Source organism: Algoriphagus boritolerans DSM 17298 = JCM 18970, assembly GCF_900108085.1.
GTDB lineage: Bacteria > Bacteroidota > Bacteroidia > Cytophagales > Cyclobacteriaceae > Algoriphagus > Algoriphagus boritolerans.
In genome coordinates this window covers 1-19,788 of sequence record NZ_FNVR01000046.1, presented here as the reverse complement: position 1 = coordinate 19,788, position 19,788 = coordinate 1, and the positions used below count along the sequence as shown (strand labels likewise).

General features: G+C 43.7%; 22 protein-coding genes. 13 read left to right on the top strand and 9 right to left on the bottom strand.

Annotation, left to right across the window (positions count from 1 at the left end; translation table 11 throughout):
- Nucleotides 1-358: 358 nt before the first annotated feature.
- Together C4S61_RS20785 and rlmH are read right to left on the bottom strand one after the other, a co-directional pair.
- Nucleotides 359-1,189 carry a hypothetical protein gene (locus C4S61_RS20785; RefSeq protein ID WP_146064466.1) on the bottom strand — a complete coding sequence of 277 codons (831 nt, stop codon included), beginning with the start codon at nt 1,187-1,189 and terminating at the stop codon, nt 359-361.
- Between the two features lie 99 nt (nt 1,190-1,288).
- Nucleotides 1,289-1,762, bottom strand: a complete 474-nt coding sequence (gene rlmH, locus C4S61_RS20780) for a 23S rRNA (pseudouridine(1915)-N(3))-methyltransferase RlmH (RefSeq protein WP_103926707.1) — start codon at nt 1,760-1,762, stop codon at nt 1,289-1,291.
- A gap of 188 nt (nt 1,763-1,950) precedes the next feature.
- On the opposite strand from rlmH, the gene C4S61_RS20775 reads away from it, so the two are divergent.
- Nucleotides 1,951-2,451 carry a fasciclin domain-containing protein gene (locus C4S61_RS20775; RefSeq protein WP_103926706.1) on the top strand — a complete coding sequence of 167 codons (501 nt, stop codon included), beginning with the start codon at nt 1,951-1,953 and terminating at the stop codon, nt 2,449-2,451.
- 52 nt (nt 2,452-2,503) lie between these two features.
- Here C4S61_RS20775 and C4S61_RS20770 read toward each other — a convergent pair whose 3' ends face one another.
- Nucleotides 2,504-2,974, bottom strand: coding sequence for a YcxB family protein (locus C4S61_RS20770; RefSeq protein ID WP_103926705.1), 471 nt, complete (start codon nt 2,972-2,974; stop codon nt 2,504-2,506).
- 151 nt (nt 2,975-3,125) lie between these two features.
- On the opposite strand from C4S61_RS20770, the gene C4S61_RS20765 reads away from it, so the two are divergent.
- Nucleotides 3,126-3,356 carry a hypothetical protein gene (locus C4S61_RS20765; RefSeq protein ID WP_103926704.1) on the top strand — a complete coding sequence of 77 codons (231 nt, stop codon included), beginning with the start codon at nt 3,126-3,128 and terminating at the stop codon, nt 3,354-3,356.
- On the opposite strand, the gene C4S61_RS20760 is transcribed toward C4S61_RS20765, so the two are convergent.
- Nucleotides 3,353-3,766 carry a Fur family transcriptional regulator gene (locus C4S61_RS20760; protein ID WP_103926703.1) on the bottom strand — a complete coding sequence of 138 codons (414 nt, stop codon included), beginning with the start codon at nt 3,764-3,766 and terminating at the stop codon, nt 3,353-3,355. The two genes, C4S61_RS20765 and C4S61_RS20760, sit on opposite strands and share 4 nt — an antisense overlap.
- Before the next feature lie 91 nt (nt 3,767-3,857).
- Nucleotides 3,858-6,386 (bottom strand): zinc-dependent metalloprotease, encoded by a 2,529-nt coding sequence (locus tag C4S61_RS20755; protein WP_103926702.1) that lies wholly within the window; start codon nt 6,384-6,386, stop codon nt 3,858-3,860.
- Nucleotides 6,387-6,494: 108 nt separating this feature from the next.
- Here C4S61_RS20755 and C4S61_RS20750 point away from each other — a divergent pair, with 108 nt between their 5' ends.
- Nucleotides 6,495-7,613, top strand: a complete 1,119-nt coding sequence (locus C4S61_RS20750) for an NAD(P)/FAD-dependent oxidoreductase (protein ID WP_103926701.1) — start codon at nt 6,495-6,497, stop codon at nt 7,611-7,613.
- Here the strand turns inward: C4S61_RS20750 and C4S61_RS20745 are convergent, their stop codons facing one another.
- Nucleotides 7,614-8,510 (bottom strand): UbiA family prenyltransferase, encoded by an 897-nt coding sequence (locus tag C4S61_RS20745; RefSeq protein WP_103926700.1) that lies wholly within the window; start codon nt 8,508-8,510, stop codon nt 7,614-7,616.
- Between the two features lie 90 nt (nt 8,511-8,600).
- On the opposite strand from C4S61_RS20745, the gene C4S61_RS20740 reads away from it, so the two are divergent.
- From C4S61_RS20740 to C4S61_RS20730, 3 genes are read left to right on the top strand one after another with little or no spacing between them, the layout of a single operon-like run.
- Entirely contained in the window at nt 8,601-9,680 is a 1,080-nt protein-coding gene (locus C4S61_RS20740; RefSeq protein ID WP_103926699.1) for a type III polyketide synthase, read from the top strand.
- Nucleotides 9,677-10,381 carry a methyltransferase domain-containing protein gene (locus C4S61_RS20735; protein ID WP_103926698.1) on the top strand — a complete coding sequence of 235 codons (705 nt, stop codon included), beginning with the start codon at nt 9,677-9,679 and terminating at the stop codon, nt 10,379-10,381. Before C4S61_RS20740 ends, C4S61_RS20735 begins: the two co-directional genes overlap by 4 nt.
- Before the next feature lie 27 nt (nt 10,382-10,408).
- Entirely contained in the window at nt 10,409-11,239 is an 831-nt protein-coding gene (locus C4S61_RS20730; RefSeq protein WP_103926697.1) for a mechanosensitive ion channel family protein, read from the top strand.
- 55 nt (nt 11,240-11,294) lie between these two features.
- Here the strand turns inward: C4S61_RS20730 and C4S61_RS20725 are convergent, their stop codons facing one another.
- Genes C4S61_RS20725 through C4S61_RS20720 form a run of 3 tightly spaced genes read right to left on the bottom strand, consistent with a single transcriptional unit; the run spans nt 11,295 to nt 12,476 of the window.
- Nucleotides 11,295-12,122: a hypothetical protein gene (locus C4S61_RS20725; protein WP_103926696.1), complete on the bottom strand. Its 828-nt coding sequence runs from the start codon at nt 12,120-12,122 to the stop codon at nt 11,295-11,297.
- A gap of 37 nt (nt 12,123-12,159) precedes the next feature.
- Nucleotides 12,160-12,318: a hypothetical protein gene (locus C4S61_RS22155; RefSeq protein WP_200820628.1), complete on the bottom strand. Its 159-nt coding sequence runs from the start codon at nt 12,316-12,318 to the stop codon at nt 12,160-12,162.
- A gap of 29 nt (nt 12,319-12,347) precedes the next feature.
- Entirely contained in the window at nt 12,348-12,476 is a 129-nt protein-coding gene (locus tag C4S61_RS20720) for a hypothetical protein (RefSeq protein WP_103926695.1), read from the bottom strand.
- A 426-nt stretch (nt 12,477-12,902) separates the two neighbouring features.
- Here C4S61_RS20720 and C4S61_RS20715 point away from each other — a divergent pair, with 426 nt between their 5' ends.
- The 7 genes from C4S61_RS20715 (at nt 12,903) to C4S61_RS20690 (ending at nt 19,301) form a co-directional block, all read left to right on the top strand.
- Nucleotides 12,903-14,669: a MutS-related protein gene (locus tag C4S61_RS20715; RefSeq protein WP_103926694.1), complete on the top strand. Its 1,767-nt coding sequence runs from the start codon at nt 12,903-12,905 to the stop codon at nt 14,667-14,669.
- A gap of 65 nt (nt 14,670-14,734) precedes the next feature.
- Complete coding sequence (locus tag C4S61_RS20710) at nt 14,735-14,887, top strand: lmo0937 family membrane protein (RefSeq protein WP_103926693.1); 153 nt, start codon at nt 14,735-14,737, stop codon at nt 14,885-14,887.
- Nucleotides 14,888-14,957: 70 nt separating this feature from the next.
- On the top strand, nt 14,958-16,103 hold the full coding sequence (locus C4S61_RS20705; protein ID WP_103926692.1) for a 5-(carboxyamino)imidazole ribonucleotide synthase: 1,146 nt from the start codon (nt 14,958-14,960) through the stop codon (nt 16,101-16,103).
- Entirely contained in the window at nt 16,100-16,615 is a 516-nt protein-coding gene (gene purE, locus C4S61_RS20700; RefSeq protein WP_103926691.1) for a 5-(carboxyamino)imidazole ribonucleotide mutase, read from the top strand. Before C4S61_RS20705 ends, purE begins: the two co-directional genes overlap by 4 nt.
- A 107-nt stretch (nt 16,616-16,722) precedes the next feature.
- On the top strand, nt 16,723-16,872 hold the full coding sequence (locus C4S61_RS22150) for a hypothetical protein (protein ID WP_200820627.1): 150 nt from the start codon (nt 16,723-16,725) through the stop codon (nt 16,870-16,872).
- A gap of 135 nt (nt 16,873-17,007) precedes the next feature.
- The gene (locus C4S61_RS20695; RefSeq protein ID WP_103926690.1) at nt 17,008-18,120 is read left to right on the top strand and encodes a Fic family protein; all 1,113 of its coding nucleotides are present in this window, start codon (nt 17,008-17,010) and stop codon (nt 18,118-18,120) included.
- A 56-nt stretch (nt 18,121-18,176) separates the two neighbouring features.
- Entirely contained in the window at nt 18,177-19,301 is a 1,125-nt protein-coding gene (locus C4S61_RS20690; RefSeq protein ID WP_103926689.1) for an amidohydrolase, read from the top strand.
- The last annotated feature ends 487 nt before the right edge of the window (nt 19,302-19,788 follow it).

Genomic DNA, 19,788 nt, shown 5'->3' with positions numbered 1-19,788 from the left:
TCCAAAATTAATCTGAAGCACTTTTTCTGTACTTTGTGGAATTAGTCGGACGACAGTAAAAATAAATTATAAACAGATGAAATCGAGCATGACGAAGATCGTCACACAGGGGGATGATTATAATGCATGCGAGATTCTCCCGAAGAAAAATCGGGACAGGCTATCTGACCATTGAAAAACAAATTATAAACAGATTAAATTTAAAAAAACTGGCCCTACTGGACTTTGTTTTGGCTTTTTTGGCCTGCTCTGATTATGATGAAGTTCCTCTGTCCGCTCAGAAATGAATTTTTTAGGCTAACTCAAAGGTGATTGAGCAAAACGGGCCTTTTGCAATTAAATTCGGGAGTTCAATTTTTTATTTCTTCAGTTCGTAGCCAAATGTTTTGTAAGCCAATTCAATGCTGAGTTCACGAAGCCCTAGAATTCGATCTGAAGGGTAAAGTAGGTAGGCTTTGGATAGCTGATCCACAGCTTGTCCGAAAGCCTGGGAATTGAAATAGACGATGGCATCATTGTAATATTGAAGTCCCGCCAACTGTTTAAGATCTACTTTCCTAAAAATGGAATTATCACTGTAGTCAATTTCATGGCCGGCAAGCCTTTGATTGAATGATTTGGGCTGGGCAAACTCAGCGGGCTTGTAAGAATCAAGGTATTTTTCCACTTCCGAGGGCGTTGTAATCAACCCTCCAATGGGTAATGTACTTTCCAAGATTGCCTTTTGCAGACCTAAATGAACTACGATAAACACATGATAGTCCGTTTCTACAATGTCAAAAGAATAGCCATACCGCTCCAGAAGCAGACCCAAAGCAGCAGAGCCGCTTACACAATCATAGCGACCCTCTTTAAGCATACTATTGAAAGTCGCGTGTTGCTCATATTTCTTAAGTAGGTGTTGGTGTGTTTTTTCAAATACGGCTCTTAGAAACTTATAATCATTCTTCTTTTTCGAAGCCTTAAGATCGAGTTCACTGACCAGGTCTGTCCAAATGCCATCCAACTCAGAATGGTCTGCCTGAACTGCCCGGAAGAGCAGAAAGGGATCTTTTTTTCCTGTCTGCCATAACACTTTCTCGGATTCTGAGTGGAAATTGAGGTTTTCATCTGAGGTAAATAGCTCTTGGGACAAGGTACCTCGTACCAGTCCAGTCAACGTAAGGAGTATCAGAAGTGCCTTTTTCATCAGAGATGAAGCCAATGTTAACCAATGATTGTAAAGTTAACAATTTGGTAATATTAGCAAAATTTTCTGTAAAAACTTAACACTGAGTACTTCAGGTGCTCATTCGTGGTGGTAAGGCTCGTTTCTCAAAATGGTAAAAGCCCGGTATACCTGCTCGATTAAAAATGGGCGAATCATCTGATGGGAAAAAGTCATTTTGGAAAGTGCTATTTTTCCGTTTGCCCGCGCGTAGACCGCATCAGAAAATCCATAGGGTCCTCCAATCACTAAAATCAGTTGCTTGAGACCTGAATTCATTTTTTTCTGGATAAAAATTGAAAATTCAATGGAAGAAAATGATTTTCCCCGCTCGTCAAGGAGAATAAGCTCATCCGAAGTCTGAATTTTTTTCAAAATCAGTTCACCTTCTTTTTCTTTTTGAATCAGTTCAGAGATGGATTTGGTGTTTTTCAGGTCAGGGATGATCTCCATCTCAAAGCGGATATAAAATCCGAGCCTGGCGGAATACTCATCCACGAGCTTTTGAATGGCTGGATGATCTGTTTTTCCGATAGCGATCAGCTTGATTTGCATGGGCTAAATATCAAAAAAGGTGACGGAAATAGAGACAAAAATTTTTTAAATGAAGGCTAAATTCCTTTTGTAGTAATCCGTTACCGTATTTAACGGATTTTATCCGATCGGCACTATTAACAAATCTTTGAAAAACAATTACTTAAAACAACCTGTTCGACACCTACAAACCAAAATATAATCCTACCATGAAAAAATTACTTTCAATTGTAATGGTGATGACGATTTTCTTCGCGTCAGCATTCACTCCAAAAACCAGCAATGTGCACGAAGTAGAGGCCGACATTGTTGATCTTGCCGTAGCTACGGAATTTTTGTCTACACTGGTAGCCGCTGTAAAGGCAGGTGATCTTGTGGACGTGTTGAAGGGTGAAGGTCCGTTCACAGTTTTCGCACCTACCAATGATGCTTTTGCGAAATTACCGGCTGGAACGGTTGAGAATCTGTTGAAGCCAGAAAACAAGGCGCAATTGGTAGCAGTATTGACTTACCATGTCGTACCCGGTAAAGTGATGTCTTCTGATCTTAAAAATGGTCAAAAAGCAAAAACTGTTCAGGGATCTGAAATCACGGTCACTTTAAAAGATGGTAAAGCCATGATCGACAATGCCACAGTAACTACTGCTGATATCGAAGCCAGCAATGGTGTGGTTCATGTCATTGATACTGTGATCTTGCCAAAAATGTAATTCATTAAATCAAAAAAATTAGCCCTCTGAATTTTCAGGGGGCTTTTTTCTTTTAGAGAAGTTCTTTTCTTTTTAGGATAGTTTCCAAAAATTTTTTCTCGTTTTCAGTATTGAAAATCCGAAAGGGTAAATGAATAAATTGTGCTTTGGAAAGGTAAAGGATAAATGCATCCTTGGTGAGTTCGACTCGTTTAATCATGTTCCATTGGATCGGCATCCCTTCCCGGGCATTGATCTTCATCAGGATTTGGCGGCTGTCTATTTCATAAGCCATTTTTTGAAAAATAGGCTTATTTTGTTCCATTTGGGTCACTCCGGTAAATTGGATCGTCCAAAACAACACGTAAAGTCCATAAGCGATCACTGCTCCGATAAACCACCAAATGGATGCAATCCAGAGATAACCTAAGCAGATGGCTAGCGCAATGAGAATAACCCACCACTGTTCTTTAAGAATGGATTTCAGACCCATTTTGATGTAGGTGCCAGTGGGAAGTTGATATTTTTTTGTTTTAATTATCATTGATCACAAATTAAGAAGCGCAAATATCCACCTATCCCAGTGATTAAGCAAATCGGAAAAAATCATAAATATGGCAAAAGGATGCAAACAAAAAGATTAATCGATTGATTTTGAAAGTGTATTGCTTTAACTTATCTCAAAATTTTTAGGCATGAACAGTCTGATAATAGATCTCTTTATGTGCGGAGTGGCTTATGTCATCCTGATATATTTCGTTGCCACGATGACTAAGAATTCCCTGCGAAGAGGAAACAGCAGTAATGATGATGGAGACGGAGGGATAGAGAATCTAACGCCGCCCAAAATAGACCTACCTCCCGGGGTGATCTGGCCTTCGGATTCTCCCAAAAAGTCTAAAACTCCTGAGCCAGTCGATTATTAATGGCATTTTTCACAAATACCCTGTACCAGGAGGTTCATTTCTTTCTTTTCAAATCCTGCCGGAAGTTTGATTTGCGGCAATATAATGTCCTCAAGGCAGGTGGTCTCTCCGCATTTTTCACATTTGAAATGAACATGCTCGTGGTTATGATGATGCTCTGATTCCCCGTGGGCACAAAGGGCGTATTTCGTGGCACCACTGTCATCAAGGACCTTGTGAATCAGATCTTTATCCAGAAAAGTTTTCAGTGTCCTGTAAATCGTTACTCTGTCAAATTGCTGATTGAGAGTTTCTTCCAGATCCGAGTGTGAAAGGGCGACATTTTTATCCAAGAACTCTTGAATGATGTCCAATCGGCAATCGGTTATTCTCAGTCTATGAGATTGGAGTATGGTTAATGGGCTAAGCATGACTTCTATTTGAGTCTCAAATTAACTCAAAAAACGGAAGTGAAAAAAAAGGCGCTGAATTTCAAGTTTCAGCGCCTTAATTAGTTCTCAGTTATTCGCCCGATTCTTCGGATAGTATTTTTTCTATACGGGCCAAGGAATCCTCGAGGTGGAGTTTTGACATACGATCGGAAGTACGTCCAATAGCTCCTCGGATTTGGCTTTGAAGGGTTTTAAGTTCACCTCTTGCCATCGGTCTGATGTCAGACTGGGAAGCATTGAGTTGAGGTCCCACAAATTGACGGAATTGAGTAGGAATGTTTACTTCACCTGTCAGCAACAATTCAAGACGCTCGATATGAGCCCGCTGAAGTGCTCTGCGGTGTACATCGATGGTCCTGCCGGCAGCAAGTTCTGTCCAGATTCCTTTTCTCAAATCATCGAATAGCTCAGTGATTTTATAGGCCTCATTTCCGTTCAGGGCCTCGTTTTCGATCACTCGACCTAATCGGCCCCACTCCAGGATACCGTTAAGTGAAGTTACCTGGATACCGCGGATTCTTTCCAAAGCTCCAAAATCTCCAATACGGGCAATGATATTTTCATCCATAAGCCAGGATGGAGTTGCAAAAAGCTGCTTATTCAGAAAGTCAACAGCGGACTTTTGGGTTTCCTTGGACGTATGGGTATAGACAGCTTCATCTTGTCCCACAGACTTGTAAATCTCGGTAACACCTCCCACATTGGTTCGCACGTGACCCATGTATCGGTTGAATTGACCGATTACCTGACCGTACATTTCAGAAAGGTCGGAGTAATCTTTGTATGGCTTGCTCTCTTCGGCAGTCCATTCCATCAGGTTTGGCATGATTCGCTGCAAATTTTTGATGCCATACGTGGATGCCAGCATCGCATTATCACCCAAATCCTCCGATTGGGCCGTTGGGTCATAGCTGTTTCCCTGACGTCCATATCTGTAGACTGGATCCCCCTTTTTGTCAAGAATCCACTTGTCCAAAATCGGCTGCTCTTCTTCAGGTGTAGAAGCCTCAGGAATAGGACGATACCCCCACATGATGGCGTATTTGTCATAAGGCCCTACATCCGGCATCAGGCTCACACCCTCATCTTCCGGCTGTGCGATGTAATTGAATCGTGCATAGTCCATGATCGATGGAGCAGTTCCAAATTCTTTGGTGAAAGCCGGGTCACGAAGTTTTTCTACCGGATAGGCTACAGAAGAAGCAAAGTTGTGGGGAAGGCCCAAGGTATGTCCAACCTCGTGTGCCGACACAAATCGGATCAATCGCCCCATCACTTCGTCGCTGAATTTCACTCCTCTTGCGTCAGGATTGATCGCCGCAGTCTGGATAAAAAACCAGTTTCTCACTAGATTCATCACGTTGTGATACCAACCAATGTGCGATTCGATGATCTCACCTGATCTTGGGTCAGATACGTGAGGACCGTAGGCATTTTGAATGTCAGAAGCGAAATAGCGAATCACAGAAAATCTAGCATCCTCTGTGCTCCAAGTTGGATCTTCCTCGGCAGTAGGTGCTTCTTTGGCAAGGATTGCATTTTTGAACCCTGCTTCTTCAAAGGCCTTCTGCCAATCTTCCACTCCTTGTTTGAGATAAGGTACCCACTTGGTAGGAGTAGCAGGATCAATGTAATATATGATAGGCTTAACCGGCTCTACCAATTCACCGCGCTTGAATTTCTCCATGTCCTCCGGTTTCACTTCCAGTCTCCAACGGTCAAGGTAGCGACGGGAAGTTGCTCTTTGCTCATCGGCACCGTAATCCACATAAGATCTGGCAAACCATCCCACCCGGCGATCAGCCAAACGCTGCTTCATAGGCTCTTTTGGTAGTAGGACCATAGAGGCATTCATCTCCAGCGTGATCAGCCCGGTGGAGCTGTTGGATGGGGGTTCGGTAGCAGCATAAGTCAAGACATAGCGATTCTCAAGGTTGATCGGGTATGCATTGATATGGACGATGTAAGATCGATCCGTATCGAGTCTGGATACCTTGTATTGTGTCCTTCTATTTCGCTGAAGGCCGAGTGCCTGATTGTCTTTGTTGAACAGGTCCGTGGCTTCGATTACAGTACCCGTGGAGTCAGTTGCTCGGGATTTGATTGCAAATTTTTGAAGGATAGGCTCTAAGTTTGAGTTTTTCACTGCCATCGCAATAGGCAGCGAATCTGCGGCGTAGTTATTGACCGATACTACTTTCAGGAGAATGTCGTCATTGTTTTTCTCCCAACGAACCATCAGGTTGTTGGTATTTTCGCCACCATATCCGATACCGTCAGCTGTCTTGGCTATTCTGATCACCATCAGCATGTCACGCCCAAGCAGCGAATCAGGGATCTCGTAAAAGTACTTGTCCTCAATTTGATGAACTTTGAAAAGGCCATCTTTGGTCTTGGCTTTTGCAGTGATGACTTCTTTGTAGGGTTTTGGACCGTTTGCAGGGGCTTGAGATCTGGGCGCAGCCGGAGCCGCAGCCGGAGTTTCCTGGCCTTTTTTCTTTTTCTTTTGTGCAAAAGTATCCTCTGCTGAAAGCAAAGATCCGATTACACCTAAGACGAAGGCCGTTCTCCTCAGTAATTTGGGTATGGTTTTATTCATGATTTAGATAAGTTGATTTCTGGAAATAAAGTAACTTCCAAACTCCGGGATAAGCGGGCGACTAAACTTATTTTTTTATAAGCGGTTGAATCATCAAATCAAAGGCTCTTGAAAGGATTAGAGAAAAGAATAATTGTAGTCGGTGGCGGCTTGGCAGGGTTAATTTCATCCATCCTTCTTGCGCGTAAAGATCGGAAAGTACTTCTCTTGGAGAAAAAAATCTATCCGTTCCACCGAGTTTGCGGAGAATATATTTCCAATGAAGTACTTGATTTTTTGCTAAGGGAGGGACTTTATCCTGATTTCTTGGATTTGCCGGCTATTACCCGGTTTGAGTTTAGCGACACCCATGGAAAAGCAGTCCGGATACCCTTGGATCTGGGGGGATTCGGGATCAGCAGATACGTGTTGGATGAGTGGTTAATGAGGAAAGCGCAAAATGCCGGAGTAGAAGTCAAAACCGGAATTCAGGTTTCATCCCTGGAGTTTATCAAGCATTCCAACTCATTTCACATCAATCTTTCCGATCATTCGGTGCTTGAGGCGGATTATGTGATCGGAGCATTCGGGAAGCGAAGCAAATTGGATAAAGTCATGAAGCGCCCATTTATTCAAAAGCGAAGCCCTCATATTGGGGTAAAATATCATGTAAAAGGAGACTTTGCGCCTGATACCGTTGCCTTACATAATTTCAGCGGGGGCTATTGCGGATTGAATGCCATTGAGTCCGGCAAGTTTAATCTATGCTACTTAGGGAGTCGTGATCAATTGAGAGAATTTGGCACCATTCAGGAGATGGAGCAGCAGATTTTATGGAGAAACCCGCTTTTGAAACGAATTTTTCAAGCAAGTGAATTTCTTTTCGAAAGGCCCGAAGTCATCAATGAAATCAATTTTGAACCCAAAGAGCCGGTAGAAAATCATATTCTCATGGCAGGCGACGCGGCTGGCTTGATCACGCCTCTGTGTGGAAATGGGATGGCCATGGCGATTCATTCGGGAAAGTTGGCAGCTGAGGCGCTTTTATCCGGAACTAGTCGATCCGAGGTCGAATTACTCTACGCTAAAGCTTGGGCAGCTGAATTCCGCCGAAGACTGTGGGTGGGACGAAATGTCCAGCGCCTTTTTGGTTCGGGAGCAGCTTCGGTATTGGCAAGAAACCTTATCGCCCATGTACCTTTTTTTGCGAAGCAAATCATCAAAAATACGCATGGGGAGTCATTTTGATCAGTAACCGAAAACCTGTAGGATCTGTGTGTTTTCGAGAAAATAGTAAATGAAAAATGCGTTGAGCACCAAGGATGAGATGGAGTTCATTCCCATCGCCCAGCCGTAGGATGCATGCTTCTCAGGGTTTTGGATTACAAAACCAAACCAAATCAGGAAAAAAAGTAAGATCGGAGCCATGGCTGCCAGGTAAATCCATAGAATCAGATCTTGGCCTCTGTCTGAAAAATACCAGACAAAAGCTCCTCCTGTCACTGCGAAAAATACCGCTGAGAAGAAAAACGTCCCCTTGATCCCAAGTGTGATACTGAGTGTTTGGTCTCCTCGCCTTGTATCTTCCCGATGTTGATAGACTTGCGTCAAGGGATAGTTTCCCCAGAGCATCAGGCTGGTCAACAGCCCGGGGATGAGTACATGTGGCTTGAACAAACTGTCCCAACCCAACTCACTCAAACCTGCGTAGGCCATCGCAAAAGTGAAGTACCCCTGAAAAAAACCTGCAATAAACCAGCTGGTCCAAGGATATTTTTTGATTCTTATTTTAGGATGGGAATAGGCCATACTTACCAAAGCATAAACCAAAAGCATACTGGTAAAACTCCAACTGATCATCGCTCCGAGGATTAGCGCGATGAATAAAAACCCCTGAGAAAGCCAATACAGATCAGGAGTGACTTTGGGAGGATGTTTTAGTCCACCGATACTTTCTTCGTCTTTGTCAAAATAGCTGTTGTATCCGTTGCTACTAGGATAGAGAAAAAGATGGAGGGCCAAAAAAACCAGAAGTATGCGGTCTCCATTGAGATTGGGAGTCAGTGCCAATGCAAAAAGAAATACAGGCATCAAAAACAGCGAAAATGGGATTCGTAAGTGGCGAATGCTGGAAAGGGTAATCATGAATTAGATGTCTTTAAAATTAACCTTCTCTTGGCAGGATGGTTGTACAAAATGAAGCTCAATTTAGAAATATTCACTTAACTTGATTTGATGAATTCCAGTATAGTCAGCATTGGGCTCTCCAATCCGGGAGCGCCAATTCCCCAGGCAGAAATTGCCCGATTTATGAAGCTGGCGCATCAGCTGGACGAATCCGAAAGTCGAAAGTTAGGATTCTTTTACCGGAAGTCAGGAATAGACTTCAGGCACAGTGTTTTAGAGGATTTTGATAAACTCGATGTGGCCGATTTCGCTTTTTTTCCTAAAAATCAGGAATTAACTCCCTTTCCCGGGACCAAGGCCAGGATGGAAGTGTTTCAACATACCGCCCCGGAACTTTCCGCCTTGGCCTCAACAGCATGTCTGAATCAGGTAGGAGAAAAAGCAAGTGCTGTCACCCATCTGATTTTGGTCTCCTGCACCGGGATGGTAGCCCCGGGAGTAGAACTTCAGCTCATGGAAAAACTCGGTCTCGATGCAGACGTAGAGCGCTATTGCATTCATTTTATGGGTTGTTATGCAGCTTTTACCGGGCTTAAGCTTGCAGATAAAATCCTCAGATCGGAACCGGATGCCAAAGTTTTGGTGGTCTCGGTGGAACTTTGTACCCTTCATTTTCAGAAAGAATACACCGAGGACAATATTCTGGCAAATTCACTTTTTGGGGATGGTGCGGCGGCGGCTTTGGTCATGAACTCAGACAAGGGGCTTAAAATCAATGCCTATCTCAGTCAGGTTTTCCGTGAAGGAGAGCAGGATATGGCCTGGGGGATTGGGGATTTCGGGTTTGAGATGCGGCTGAGTAAATATATTCCGGCGCTGTTGGATAAGGGAATTTCCGAACTCAGGGAAGTGTTTGAGCGGAAATTTGGGCTCAGTAAGATTCGTAATTTTGCGATACATCCCGGAGGAAAACAGATTCTGCAAAAGGTTCAGGAAGCTTTTGAACTGACGCCGGAAGTAAATTTCCATGCCGGAGAAGTACTGAGGCAATTTGGCAACATGTCCTCGGCTACGATCCTATTTGTCCTGGATCGGATGATGAAAGATCCGAAAGTGGAAGGAGAGATTCTTTCGATGGGATTTGGGCCGGGACTGACTTTGGAAACCATGCACCTGATCAAGCAATGAATAAGTTTGCCAAGCGAAGTGAAGAAAAAGAACTCATGGATGACCTCGAATGCTCCGGTCAGGAACTTGAGCAGACACTTCGTGAACTGAAAACCATCAATCACTGGCTCGGAGGAAATCATGTCACTACCGATGGTCTGGCGAAAATCATGAAGGCATGTCCACAGGCCAGCTATCGAATCGCGGATATAGGCTGCGGGGGAGGAGACATGGTGCGCATCATGGATCGGTGGGCTAAATCCAACAAAAAGCAGGTCGATTTTGTGGGAATCGATGCCAACAGGAACATTATCGAACTTGCAAAGGTTAGATTAAGTGATTTGACCAATGTCCACTGGCGGGTGCAGAATGTTTTTGAACCCGAATTTCCAAAGGAAAAAGTGGATATCATCACTTGTACGCTCTTCACCCATCACTTCACCGATGGTGAATTGATCAGCCTGATTCGGGCATTTCGTGAAAAAGCTAGCCTCGGACTGATTGTCAATGACCTTCATCGGCACTGGTTTGCTTTTCACAGTATTCGGATTCTGACCAAGTTTTTCAGCAAATCTCCAATGGTCCAAAACGACGCTTCACTTTCTGTGTTGCGGAGTTTTAGGAAGCGGGATTTTGAACGGATTTTAAAAGCCTCCGGAATAAAAACATATCAAATCAGTTGGTTTTGGGCGTTTAGATGGCAAGTTTTGGTCTTGTTTTAAACTTTAAAATCAAACTAAAAAAAATTTATGGAATTAGCTCCCGAAACCATTAATTCACTTTTGGAACAAGGAATAGCACTGGCTTACAAGGTTGTCCCTTCCCTGATTTACGCCTTACTTTTTTACGTAATCGCCCGGTTTTTCATCAACAAGTTCCTTAAAGGATTCACTAAGATTCTTGAAAAAAGAGATTCAAATCCTTCTTTAAATACTTTTTTGATAGGATTGGTCAAGGCCCTGCTTTATGTGTCGTTGTTTATTGGCCTTGCCACGATTCTGGGTGTTCCGGTATCTTCATTTCTGGCCATACTGGGAGCTGCAGGTTTGGCGATAGGTTTGGCCTTGCAGGGGTCACTTTCCAATTTTGCCGGTGGAGTTTTGATTTTGCTCTTTAAGCCATTCAAAGTAGGCGATGTGATCAGTGGGCAAAGTCATACAGGCACTGTCTCCAAAATCGACATTTTGTATACCCATTTGAATACTTTTGATAACAGTGAGGTAGTCATTCCCAATGGAATTCTCGCCAATTCGGATGTTGTAAATATTACGGCCAATCCTACGCGAAGAATTGAAATCAATGTGGGTGTCTCCTATGACACTGATTTGAAAAAGGCACGTGAGGTTATTTTCGAAATCTTAAAAAACGATGATCGAGTTCATGCTGATCCTGAACCGGTGGTTTGGCTGAACAACTTTGGGGACAGTTCTTTGGATCTGGTGGTCAGGGCATGGGCCAATAAGGAAGATGTATGGCCGGTTTACTTTGAGACAATGGAAAAAATCAAAGAGGCCTTTGATCAAAATGAGATCGAAATTCCATTTCCGCAGCGTGTGGTTTATCAAAAGAAGGAAGAGTAAAAAACAAAAACGGCTACCTCTAAGGATAGCCGTTTAACTTGAAATGTTGGGTTTCTCAGTCAAGGGTCACTTCTTTGGCTCCTCCGGGGTAAGTTATTTCAACGACTTTATCACAGGTGCCGAATCCATAGTTGACGGAGACTGAAATATTTTGGAAAGAAAATCCAAGTACACCTAAGCTTGGAATATAGACCCCGGTACGAGCACAATCTTCGTTGATTATCAAGGGTTCCAAGACAGTAGCGGTGTAATCAAATCCTTCCCTACTTTTACCCGAGGCAGTTCCTGTTACTGACACCTCATATCCTGAGGATCCCAAAGAAACCTGACGAACTTGAGTACTGCTGTAGGTCACAGTTTGATTGTCAGGCCAAGTAATCAGTCCGTTTTCAATTTTCACATTGAGCGTGACTTTACTGTTGAGGAGGTCAATTCCACCATTTGTAATTGTCCGGGTTCCCTGGATTTTGAGACCATTCACTTCATATCCTTCAAACGTTGTCACGATAGAAGTACCTGGAAATAAGAAGTTGGATCCAGTGTAGGAAAGAAGAATTTTTCCTTTTCGAACCACCCCATTGGGGCTTGTACAGCCTGCACCAAAATCAACGATTATTTTTTTGGAAGGCTGGTCATGGTTCACAGAGGCATTGGCACAAAGATCAGATGCTGCCTGAATACGTGCGCCTAGCCCACTGCTTTGCAAGGCATCCAAGGTGAGATAGTCCAGGTCTTCGAATGCTGCGTTGATTACGAACTCATCTTCGACAGCGCCTAGATTAGGTTCGGGGACTATGGGATCTGTCTTATCAGTACAGGAAAACAAAATCACCGAAAACAGTCCCAGCATTGCGAAAGCTGGGGTATTAAATAATTTTTTCATAAGATTGAAGCGTTTAAAAGTCAGTTAAATCTATGATTTATTTTTTTGAATTGGGTTTTTCGGTGTTTGATTTTTTTGTTTTCCCTCCGACACATCCGATATTTTGAGTAAGAGGAATGTCATCCGGTAAGATTCCCATTCCTTCTCTCATGTCCCATTCTTCTGCCGGAGGCTTTTGAGATTTTTGCTTTTTCATTGTTCTTGGTCGTTTGCTCTTTAGAACGGCTAGGTGTCTTTAAATGATTTACCATTGAAGAATAAGTTGAGCTCCTGATCCGTCAGTAGGCAGACTTGGAGTTCCTTTTTGATTTGTTCTTCATCCGGATATTGACCGATGAGAACCAATTCGTTCATCCGGTCGTCAAAAAGCTTGTCCTATCTACTTTCGACCGGTTTTTCTTCGGTCTTCGACAGGGGATTTCGATAGGATGACCCTTGTGCCCCGCTTCCTGTCGAATGGAATATAAAAACCCAGGAACTCTACTGTTTTTCCTTCTAGTGCGAGGAGTTTCTCATTGAAATCGGGGTAAAGAAATAGGGTCTGTAATTCTTATTGAGTTTTTCTATGAATTTGATGCTCGAAAAGAGCTTCCACGGTCGGTCTGTAGGCAAGTTGGAAGGAACTCAGACAGAAGACCAATAACAGGCCTCCAATCCCAAGGGAACATGGTTTTTTTACTCAGATGAACGCATATCAGTTTTTTAGGGCGATTGAATAAATGCAATAATATTGCAAGTATAAATGAATTTCTGACTTCAATACAATGGTTATCTTTGCCCATGATTGATTTTGATTTCAAGACCGAGCGCATTCCCGAAAAGCTCAAAGCACTCCAAAGAAAAACTTCCACCCTTGGTATTTTTCGGCTGATCACTTTCTTCGGTATGGGAGCATTGTTGGTTTTAGGTATTGCTGAAAATCCATTTTGGCTCATTCCTGCAGTGTTGTCCGTCGGAGGTTTCATTAGACTGATTCAAAAAACCAATATGCTCAAAGATCAGGAGGAGCTATACCTAGCGCTGATCAAAATCAACGAAAATCAGGGATTGAGGCAAACGCGTAACCTGGAAAACTTGGATTCAGGACTTGAATTTTCAGATAAAAACCATCCTTTTTCCAGCGATTTAGACCTTTTTGGAGCTCATTCGCTCTTTCAGCTCCTCAATCATACCAGTTCCCAAAATGGAAAAAATCAATTGGCGGACTTGATCAAAAGCCCATTTGATCCCGAGTCAGCTCAATCCAGATCGAGGGCAGTCCTGGAGCTTTCTCAGAAAAATGAATTTCTTGACTCGATGGAAGCGATCGGACTTGCCTTTCAAAAAGATGAAAAGCCTGCCGATACATGGGTAAAATGGCTGGCCAAGGAGGAAAAGTCGGGTGTTTTAAATTTGATCTTGGCGTTTTTAGGCCCATTGGGAGGGATTTTAGGTCTAGTCCTTGTGCTCTTGGGTATGCTGCCTGAGGCTGTTTTGGGGATTTGGATCATAGCTGGTGTTGGTTTGTTGAGTCGGGTATTTGTTCCGCTCAAGGAAGCCGCAGCGTCAATTCCCTCAGGTCCTACGCTCAAGTCCTATCGACTTCGATCCCGACAGATTGAACGTGAAACGTTCACTTCTCCAGCGCTTTGTCTTGAAAAAGGAATTTTTGAAACCACCGAATCCAACATTTCCAGCCAGCTTAATCAGTTGGACCGACTTGGGCTATGGGCCCAAAATCGAATGAACCTGCTCTACCTACCTATTAATCTCCTATTTTGGACAGACTTTTTTTTGTTTATCCAATTAGCCAATTGGAAGCAAAAGGTTGGTTCCTCACTTGGACAGTTACCAAAAAATCTTGAGAAATGGGAAGTTTGGGTTTCTTTGGGCGCGTTTGAATCCCAATTGGAAGGAAGTGGAAAAGTGCATTGGTTGGCTGAAGTCAGTCTTTCTGCAAAGGATTTGACGCATCCCCTGATCCCGCCGCGTACTGCAATCCCCAACGCTATAGACTTTGATCCTGATCATCGACTTGTCATTTTGACCGGAGCGAATATGAGTGGGAAAACCACTTTTATGAGAACCCTCGGAATCAATTGTGTCCTTGCCAATTTGGGACTTAGCCCATTTGGTACCAGCCTTTCGTTGGGTCCGGTTCAGCTGTATACCAGCATGAGAAACTCCGATAACCTGGGAGAAAGCGTCAGTTCTTTTTATGCTGAATTAAGTCGGATAAACCACTTGATTGAGCGGTTGGAAGCCGGCGAACCCATCTTTTTTCTTTTGGATGAAATTCTGAAAGGAACCAACACCCAAGACCGAATCTCAGGTTCGGAGGCCCTGATCCGGCAAATTCTCCAGACTAATGGTCTTGGCATCATCAGTACCCATGATATTGAACTCTCAGAATTGGAACAAAGTGTGGAAAAAGTCCACAATTTTTCTTTTCATTCGGAGATTCAGGATCAATTCATTGATTTCGACTACAAAATCAAAAAAGGCCCTTGCCCAAGCTTCAATGCACATAAATTGATGGAATTGATGGGGATAAGGTTTCAAAATTAAGTTGACTTGGCATTTTGATTGACTTAGTTTGGATCAAATCAATTGTTTAACTAAATCAAAAAACCATGAACTCTCTACTTTATTTAATCGCAGTTATCCTGATTATCGGCTGGTTGTTAGGAGTGTTTGTTTACAGTGTTGGTGGACTTATCCACATTCTATTGGTGTTGGCAGTGATATCGATAATCCTTCGTCTGATCGGTGGTGGTCGGGTTTAGCAGCTAAATCCATCCGCAGCTGAGTTTACCATGCTTCATTCTCTGAGAATCTGTTAATTTTGGTCTCGTTATGACCAATTCAATACAAAATCAGATTCTCGGAGTTTTAGGAGGCGGACAATTGGGTCGCATGTTGATCCAATCCGCCATCAATTACAATCAGGATATCCACATTCTCGATCCAGATCCCAATGCGCCCTGTAAGGATATCGCTCAACGTTTTCAGGCTGGCTCGCTCAAGGATTTCGATACAGTTTATTCCTTTGGAAAGGGATGTGATGTGATCACTGTTGAAATCGAAGCAGTCAATACGGATGCGCTTCTAAAACTAGCCGATGAAGGGAAGAAGGTTTTTCCCCAGCCTCCTATTCTTAAATTAATACAGGACAAACGCGAGCAAAAGCAATTTTATCAGCTGCATGGGATTCCCACAGCTGATTTTGTTTTAACTGAAAATAAAGCCGATGTCATCTCCAAAAAGGATTTTCTGCCCGCAGTGAATAAGTTGGGAAAAGAAGGCTATGACGGACGTGGAGTGCAGATTTTGAGATCTGAAGCGGACTTGGAGAACGCCTTTGATGCTCCCGGACTTTTGGAGAAATTTATCGATTTTGACAAAGAGATTGCTGTGACTGTGGCACGAAATGAAAATGGAGAGCTAATTGCCTATCCTGCCGTAGAATGCGCATTTCACCCCACAGCCAATTTGGTGGAATTTCTTTTTGCGCCAGCTCAAATTTCTTCTGAAATCGAAGAAAAAGCACAGCAAATTGCCAAGGAAGTCATTCTCAAGCTGGACATGGTTGGGATTCTGGCCGTCGAACTTTTTGTGACCAAATCCGGAGAAGTCCTGGTCAATGAAATAGCACCGCGCCCACACAACAGCGGGCATCATACGATAGAGGCTAATTTTACTTCCCAGTTTGAGCAGCACCTTCGTGCTGTGATGAATTGGCCTTTGGGCGATCCGAGTCTAAGATGCCCTGCTGCTATGATCAATTTGCTGGGCGAAGATGGATTTTCAGGTCCTGTTTTGGTCGAAGGAAAAGAAGTAGCCCTGACCGAAAAAGGCGTGTATATTCACCTGTATGGGAAAAAGCTCACGAAGCCTTTCCGCAAAATGGGCCATGTGACCATTTTGGACGAAAACATAAACGCCCTTAAATCCAAGGCATACCGAATCAAAGAACTAATCAAAATCAAATCTACTCTATGAACCCACAAGTAGGAATAATCATGGGAAGTCAGTCTGATCTTCCTGTCATGGCCGAAGCGGCTCAGTTTTTAGAGGAAATCGGCATCGCATACGAGTTGACGGTGGTTTCGGCACATCGTACGCCACAGCGGATGATTGATTATGCAGGTTCAGCCCGAGAGCGAGGAATCAAGGTCATCGTGGCAGGTGCCGGAGGGGCGGCGCATCTTCCGGGTATGGTGGCCGCCTTGACCAGTTTGCCGGTGATCGGAGTGCCGGTGAAAAGCTCCAATTCCATCGATGGTTGGGACAGCATCTTATCTATTTTGCAGATGCCAAGCGGAATTCCGGTGGCGACTGTTGCGCTGAATGGAGGGAAAAATGCAGGAATTTTGGCGGCATCTATTGTCGGTGCTTATGAACCGGAGATTGGCAGAAAGATGGATGCATTCAAAACAGGCCTTCGGGAAAAAGTCGAAGAATCTGCGGCTCAGATTGAGGAGAAGGGCTGGAAAGAGATGTTGAAAAAGTAGGTTGAAAGGTGGGAATGTTGAAAAGTGGCAAGGTTTGCTAGAGTCCAATCCTTTTACACTTTCCAAGGCGTCGTAAATCGTATTTCTTAAATCGTACTTTATCCTTCATGAACTGGCATAAACCCATCAAATTCAAAATCGGCGATGTGGATTGGGAAATGCCCCTTTCTACGATGTTATTGCTGATTTTTTTGACCTTAATTCTGATGGCAGGAGGGGCTTGGTTGGGTTTCCGCTTTGGTTCGGGAAAGCTTTAAATTCAATTTTCTTAATTAATGAGCCGATTAGCAGTCCTAATCGGCTCATATTTTTTGAAATTATGAGCCGAATAAGTTTGTTAATCGGCTCAGAAAACCGGTATATTTGAGCCGAATAAGAAATCTAATCGGCTCATGGGCTACAATTGGCAACAGGAAGGTTGGCCGGAATTTGAATTTAAAGCGGGGATCCTGGAGGATTTCCAACTCAAGTTTCTACTGAAATCCGGGCAATCCAGTGGACGGTTTTCCGGAATTACCGAAGCGAAGAAAGACCAACTTCTCGTGGATATTCTCTTGTCTGAAGCGATCAAAACTTCAGCCATCGAAGGGGAATTCCTCAGTCGAGTCGATGTGATGTCTTCCCTCAAAAAGAACCTTGGTATCCATGAAGAGCAGCCGCGATTGGTCAAAGATCATCGAGCCAAGGGTATCGCCAAGCTGATGGTCGCAGTACGTCAAACTTGGCAAGAACCTCTTTCGGACTCGATGCTTTTCTCTTGGCATACGATGTTGATGGAGGGTAATCGCTACATTCAAGCGGGAAATTGCCGAACTGGAGCTGAGCCGATGCAGGTCGTTTCCGGTGCCTTGGGCAAAGAAATCGTTCACTTCGAAGCGCCTCCTTCTGCGCAGGTACCCGATGAAATGAATCAGTTCATCGCATGGTTTAATGCCACTAATCCGGAAGGAGAAAAGGCCATTCGGAATCCCATCTTGCGGGCAGCTTTGGTTCATTTGTACTTCGAAAGTATTCATCCCTTTGAGGACGGAAACGGGCGAATCGGTCGGGCTTTGGCAGAAAAGGCCCTTCATCAGGGCGTCAATCAACCGATTTTGATCAGTCTGTCCCAAGTCATAGAATCGAAGCGTCAACTCTACTACGATCAACTCAAACAAGCCCAAAGCAGTCTTCAGGTGGATTCTTGGCTCATTTATTTTGCCGATGTGGTGATGAAAGCGCAGGAAAACGTGGAAGAATTGATCGAGTTTTCACTCCAAAAAACCAAACTCTTCGATACATTCAGCAATGAACTCAATGAGCGGGAACTAAAAGCCCTGAACCGAATGCTGGATGAAGTTCCGGGTGGATATGAAGGGGGTATGAATGCCAAAAAATACATGTCGCTGACCGGAGCGTCCAAAGCCACAGCCACTCGGGACCTGCAGCATTTGCGGGATTTGGGAATTCTGGTAGCGGAAGGTGGAGGGAGAAGTGTGCGTTATACTATAAATTTAAAATCCTAAATCTGAACCCTCCAATGGACTTTAAGCCCTTGGAGGGTTATTAAAATTACAATCCCATGAACTCACTTATCCAACTCCGACATACACTCCATCAATTTCCAGAAGTAGCTTTGGAAGAATACAAAACCGCCGACCGGATTCTTGATTTTTTCGAGCCATTACAGCCTGATGTGACCTATGAAAAACTGGAAGGGACAGGTTTAGCTTTTGTTTTCAAAGGGAAAAAGCCCGGCAAACGATTGCTGTTCCGCTGTGAGCTCGATGCTCTTCCCATAGCTGATCTGAAGGAAAATAAATATCAAAGTCAAGTTCCAGGCAAGGGGCACCTATGTGGGCATGACGGGCACATGGCGATAATCTGTGGGGTAGGAGAAAAACTCGCCCAAAATCGGCCCGAAACTGGTGAAGTGGTCCTGCTTTTTCAACCTGCCGAGGAAACAGGTGATGGAGCGAAGGCAGTCATTGCAGACCCAAGATTTGAGCAAATCAGGCCTGATTATGCTTTTGCCTTACACAATCTTCCTGGGTATCCATTGCATCAAATTGTAATGCGAAGTGGAACTTTTGCGGCAGGAAGTACCGGAATTACCATTACTTTGAAAGGGAAGACATCCCATTCTGCTCATCCCGATGCCGGAATCAATCCCGCTCAAGCCCTAGCTCAACTCATGCAGCAACTACCCCAATTGCCAAAAGAAATTCCCGGCTTTTCGTTACTCACGCTTATCCATGCTGAACTGGGAAGTTTGGCTTTTGGAACGAGTGCAGGCAAGGGCAGTTTAAGTATGACCCTTAGAGCATTTGACCAAAAAGATCTGGATTTGCTTATTGAAAAAACACAAGCCTTGGCTAAAAAAATGGCAAACCGGGAGCGCTTGAAATTGGAGGTAGAATTTGTCGAGAAATTTGCCGTTTCGCACAATGACCCGGAATTGTACAGTTTGGTAAAAGCTGCTGCTGATAAATTGGCGCTTTCTACTGTAGACAAATCCGAACCTTTCAACTGGTCAGAAGATTTTGGTCTATTTAGCCAGCATTGTCCTTCCTTTTTATTTGGTTTGGGAGCCGGAGAAAAATGCCCTCAGCTCCACGAAGGAACCTATGATTTCCCGGATGAATTGATTGAGACGGGGGTTGAGATGTTTTGGGGGATTTTATCGTCACTACAAAGTCAGGAATGATAGGATTACAATACGGATCATGGAGAAATAGACTTTTTTTCACCACAGAGGACGCTGAGAAAAGGAGATTTAGGAGACATAGATTGTAAGAACCTCAGAGGTTTTCCCCTAGATCAACGCTTTCGAGACCACGGAGAATAGCTAAAGTTTTTTGGTTTTTTGCCGCAAAGCCCTGTAGGGGCTCCATTTAATAGCCAGGGGTTTTAACCCCTGGACTTTCGTTTGGCTATTTACTAGATATTGAAAATAAAGATGTCATAATTTAAGGTTATGGCCTTTTTTTTGATATGTTTTATCTAGTTAACAGAATAGATATGGGGTATCCAACCAAAATACAGCGAATCAATAGAGCCAAAAGTGAACAATGGTATGTCAATTTTCCTGCCGCCGTTGCCAAAGCCATTGAATTTCAACAAGGAGAAGTGGTGGAATGGATCATCGACGACCACCAACGTCTGGTACTTCAGCGCAGTGACCAGTCCGTGTC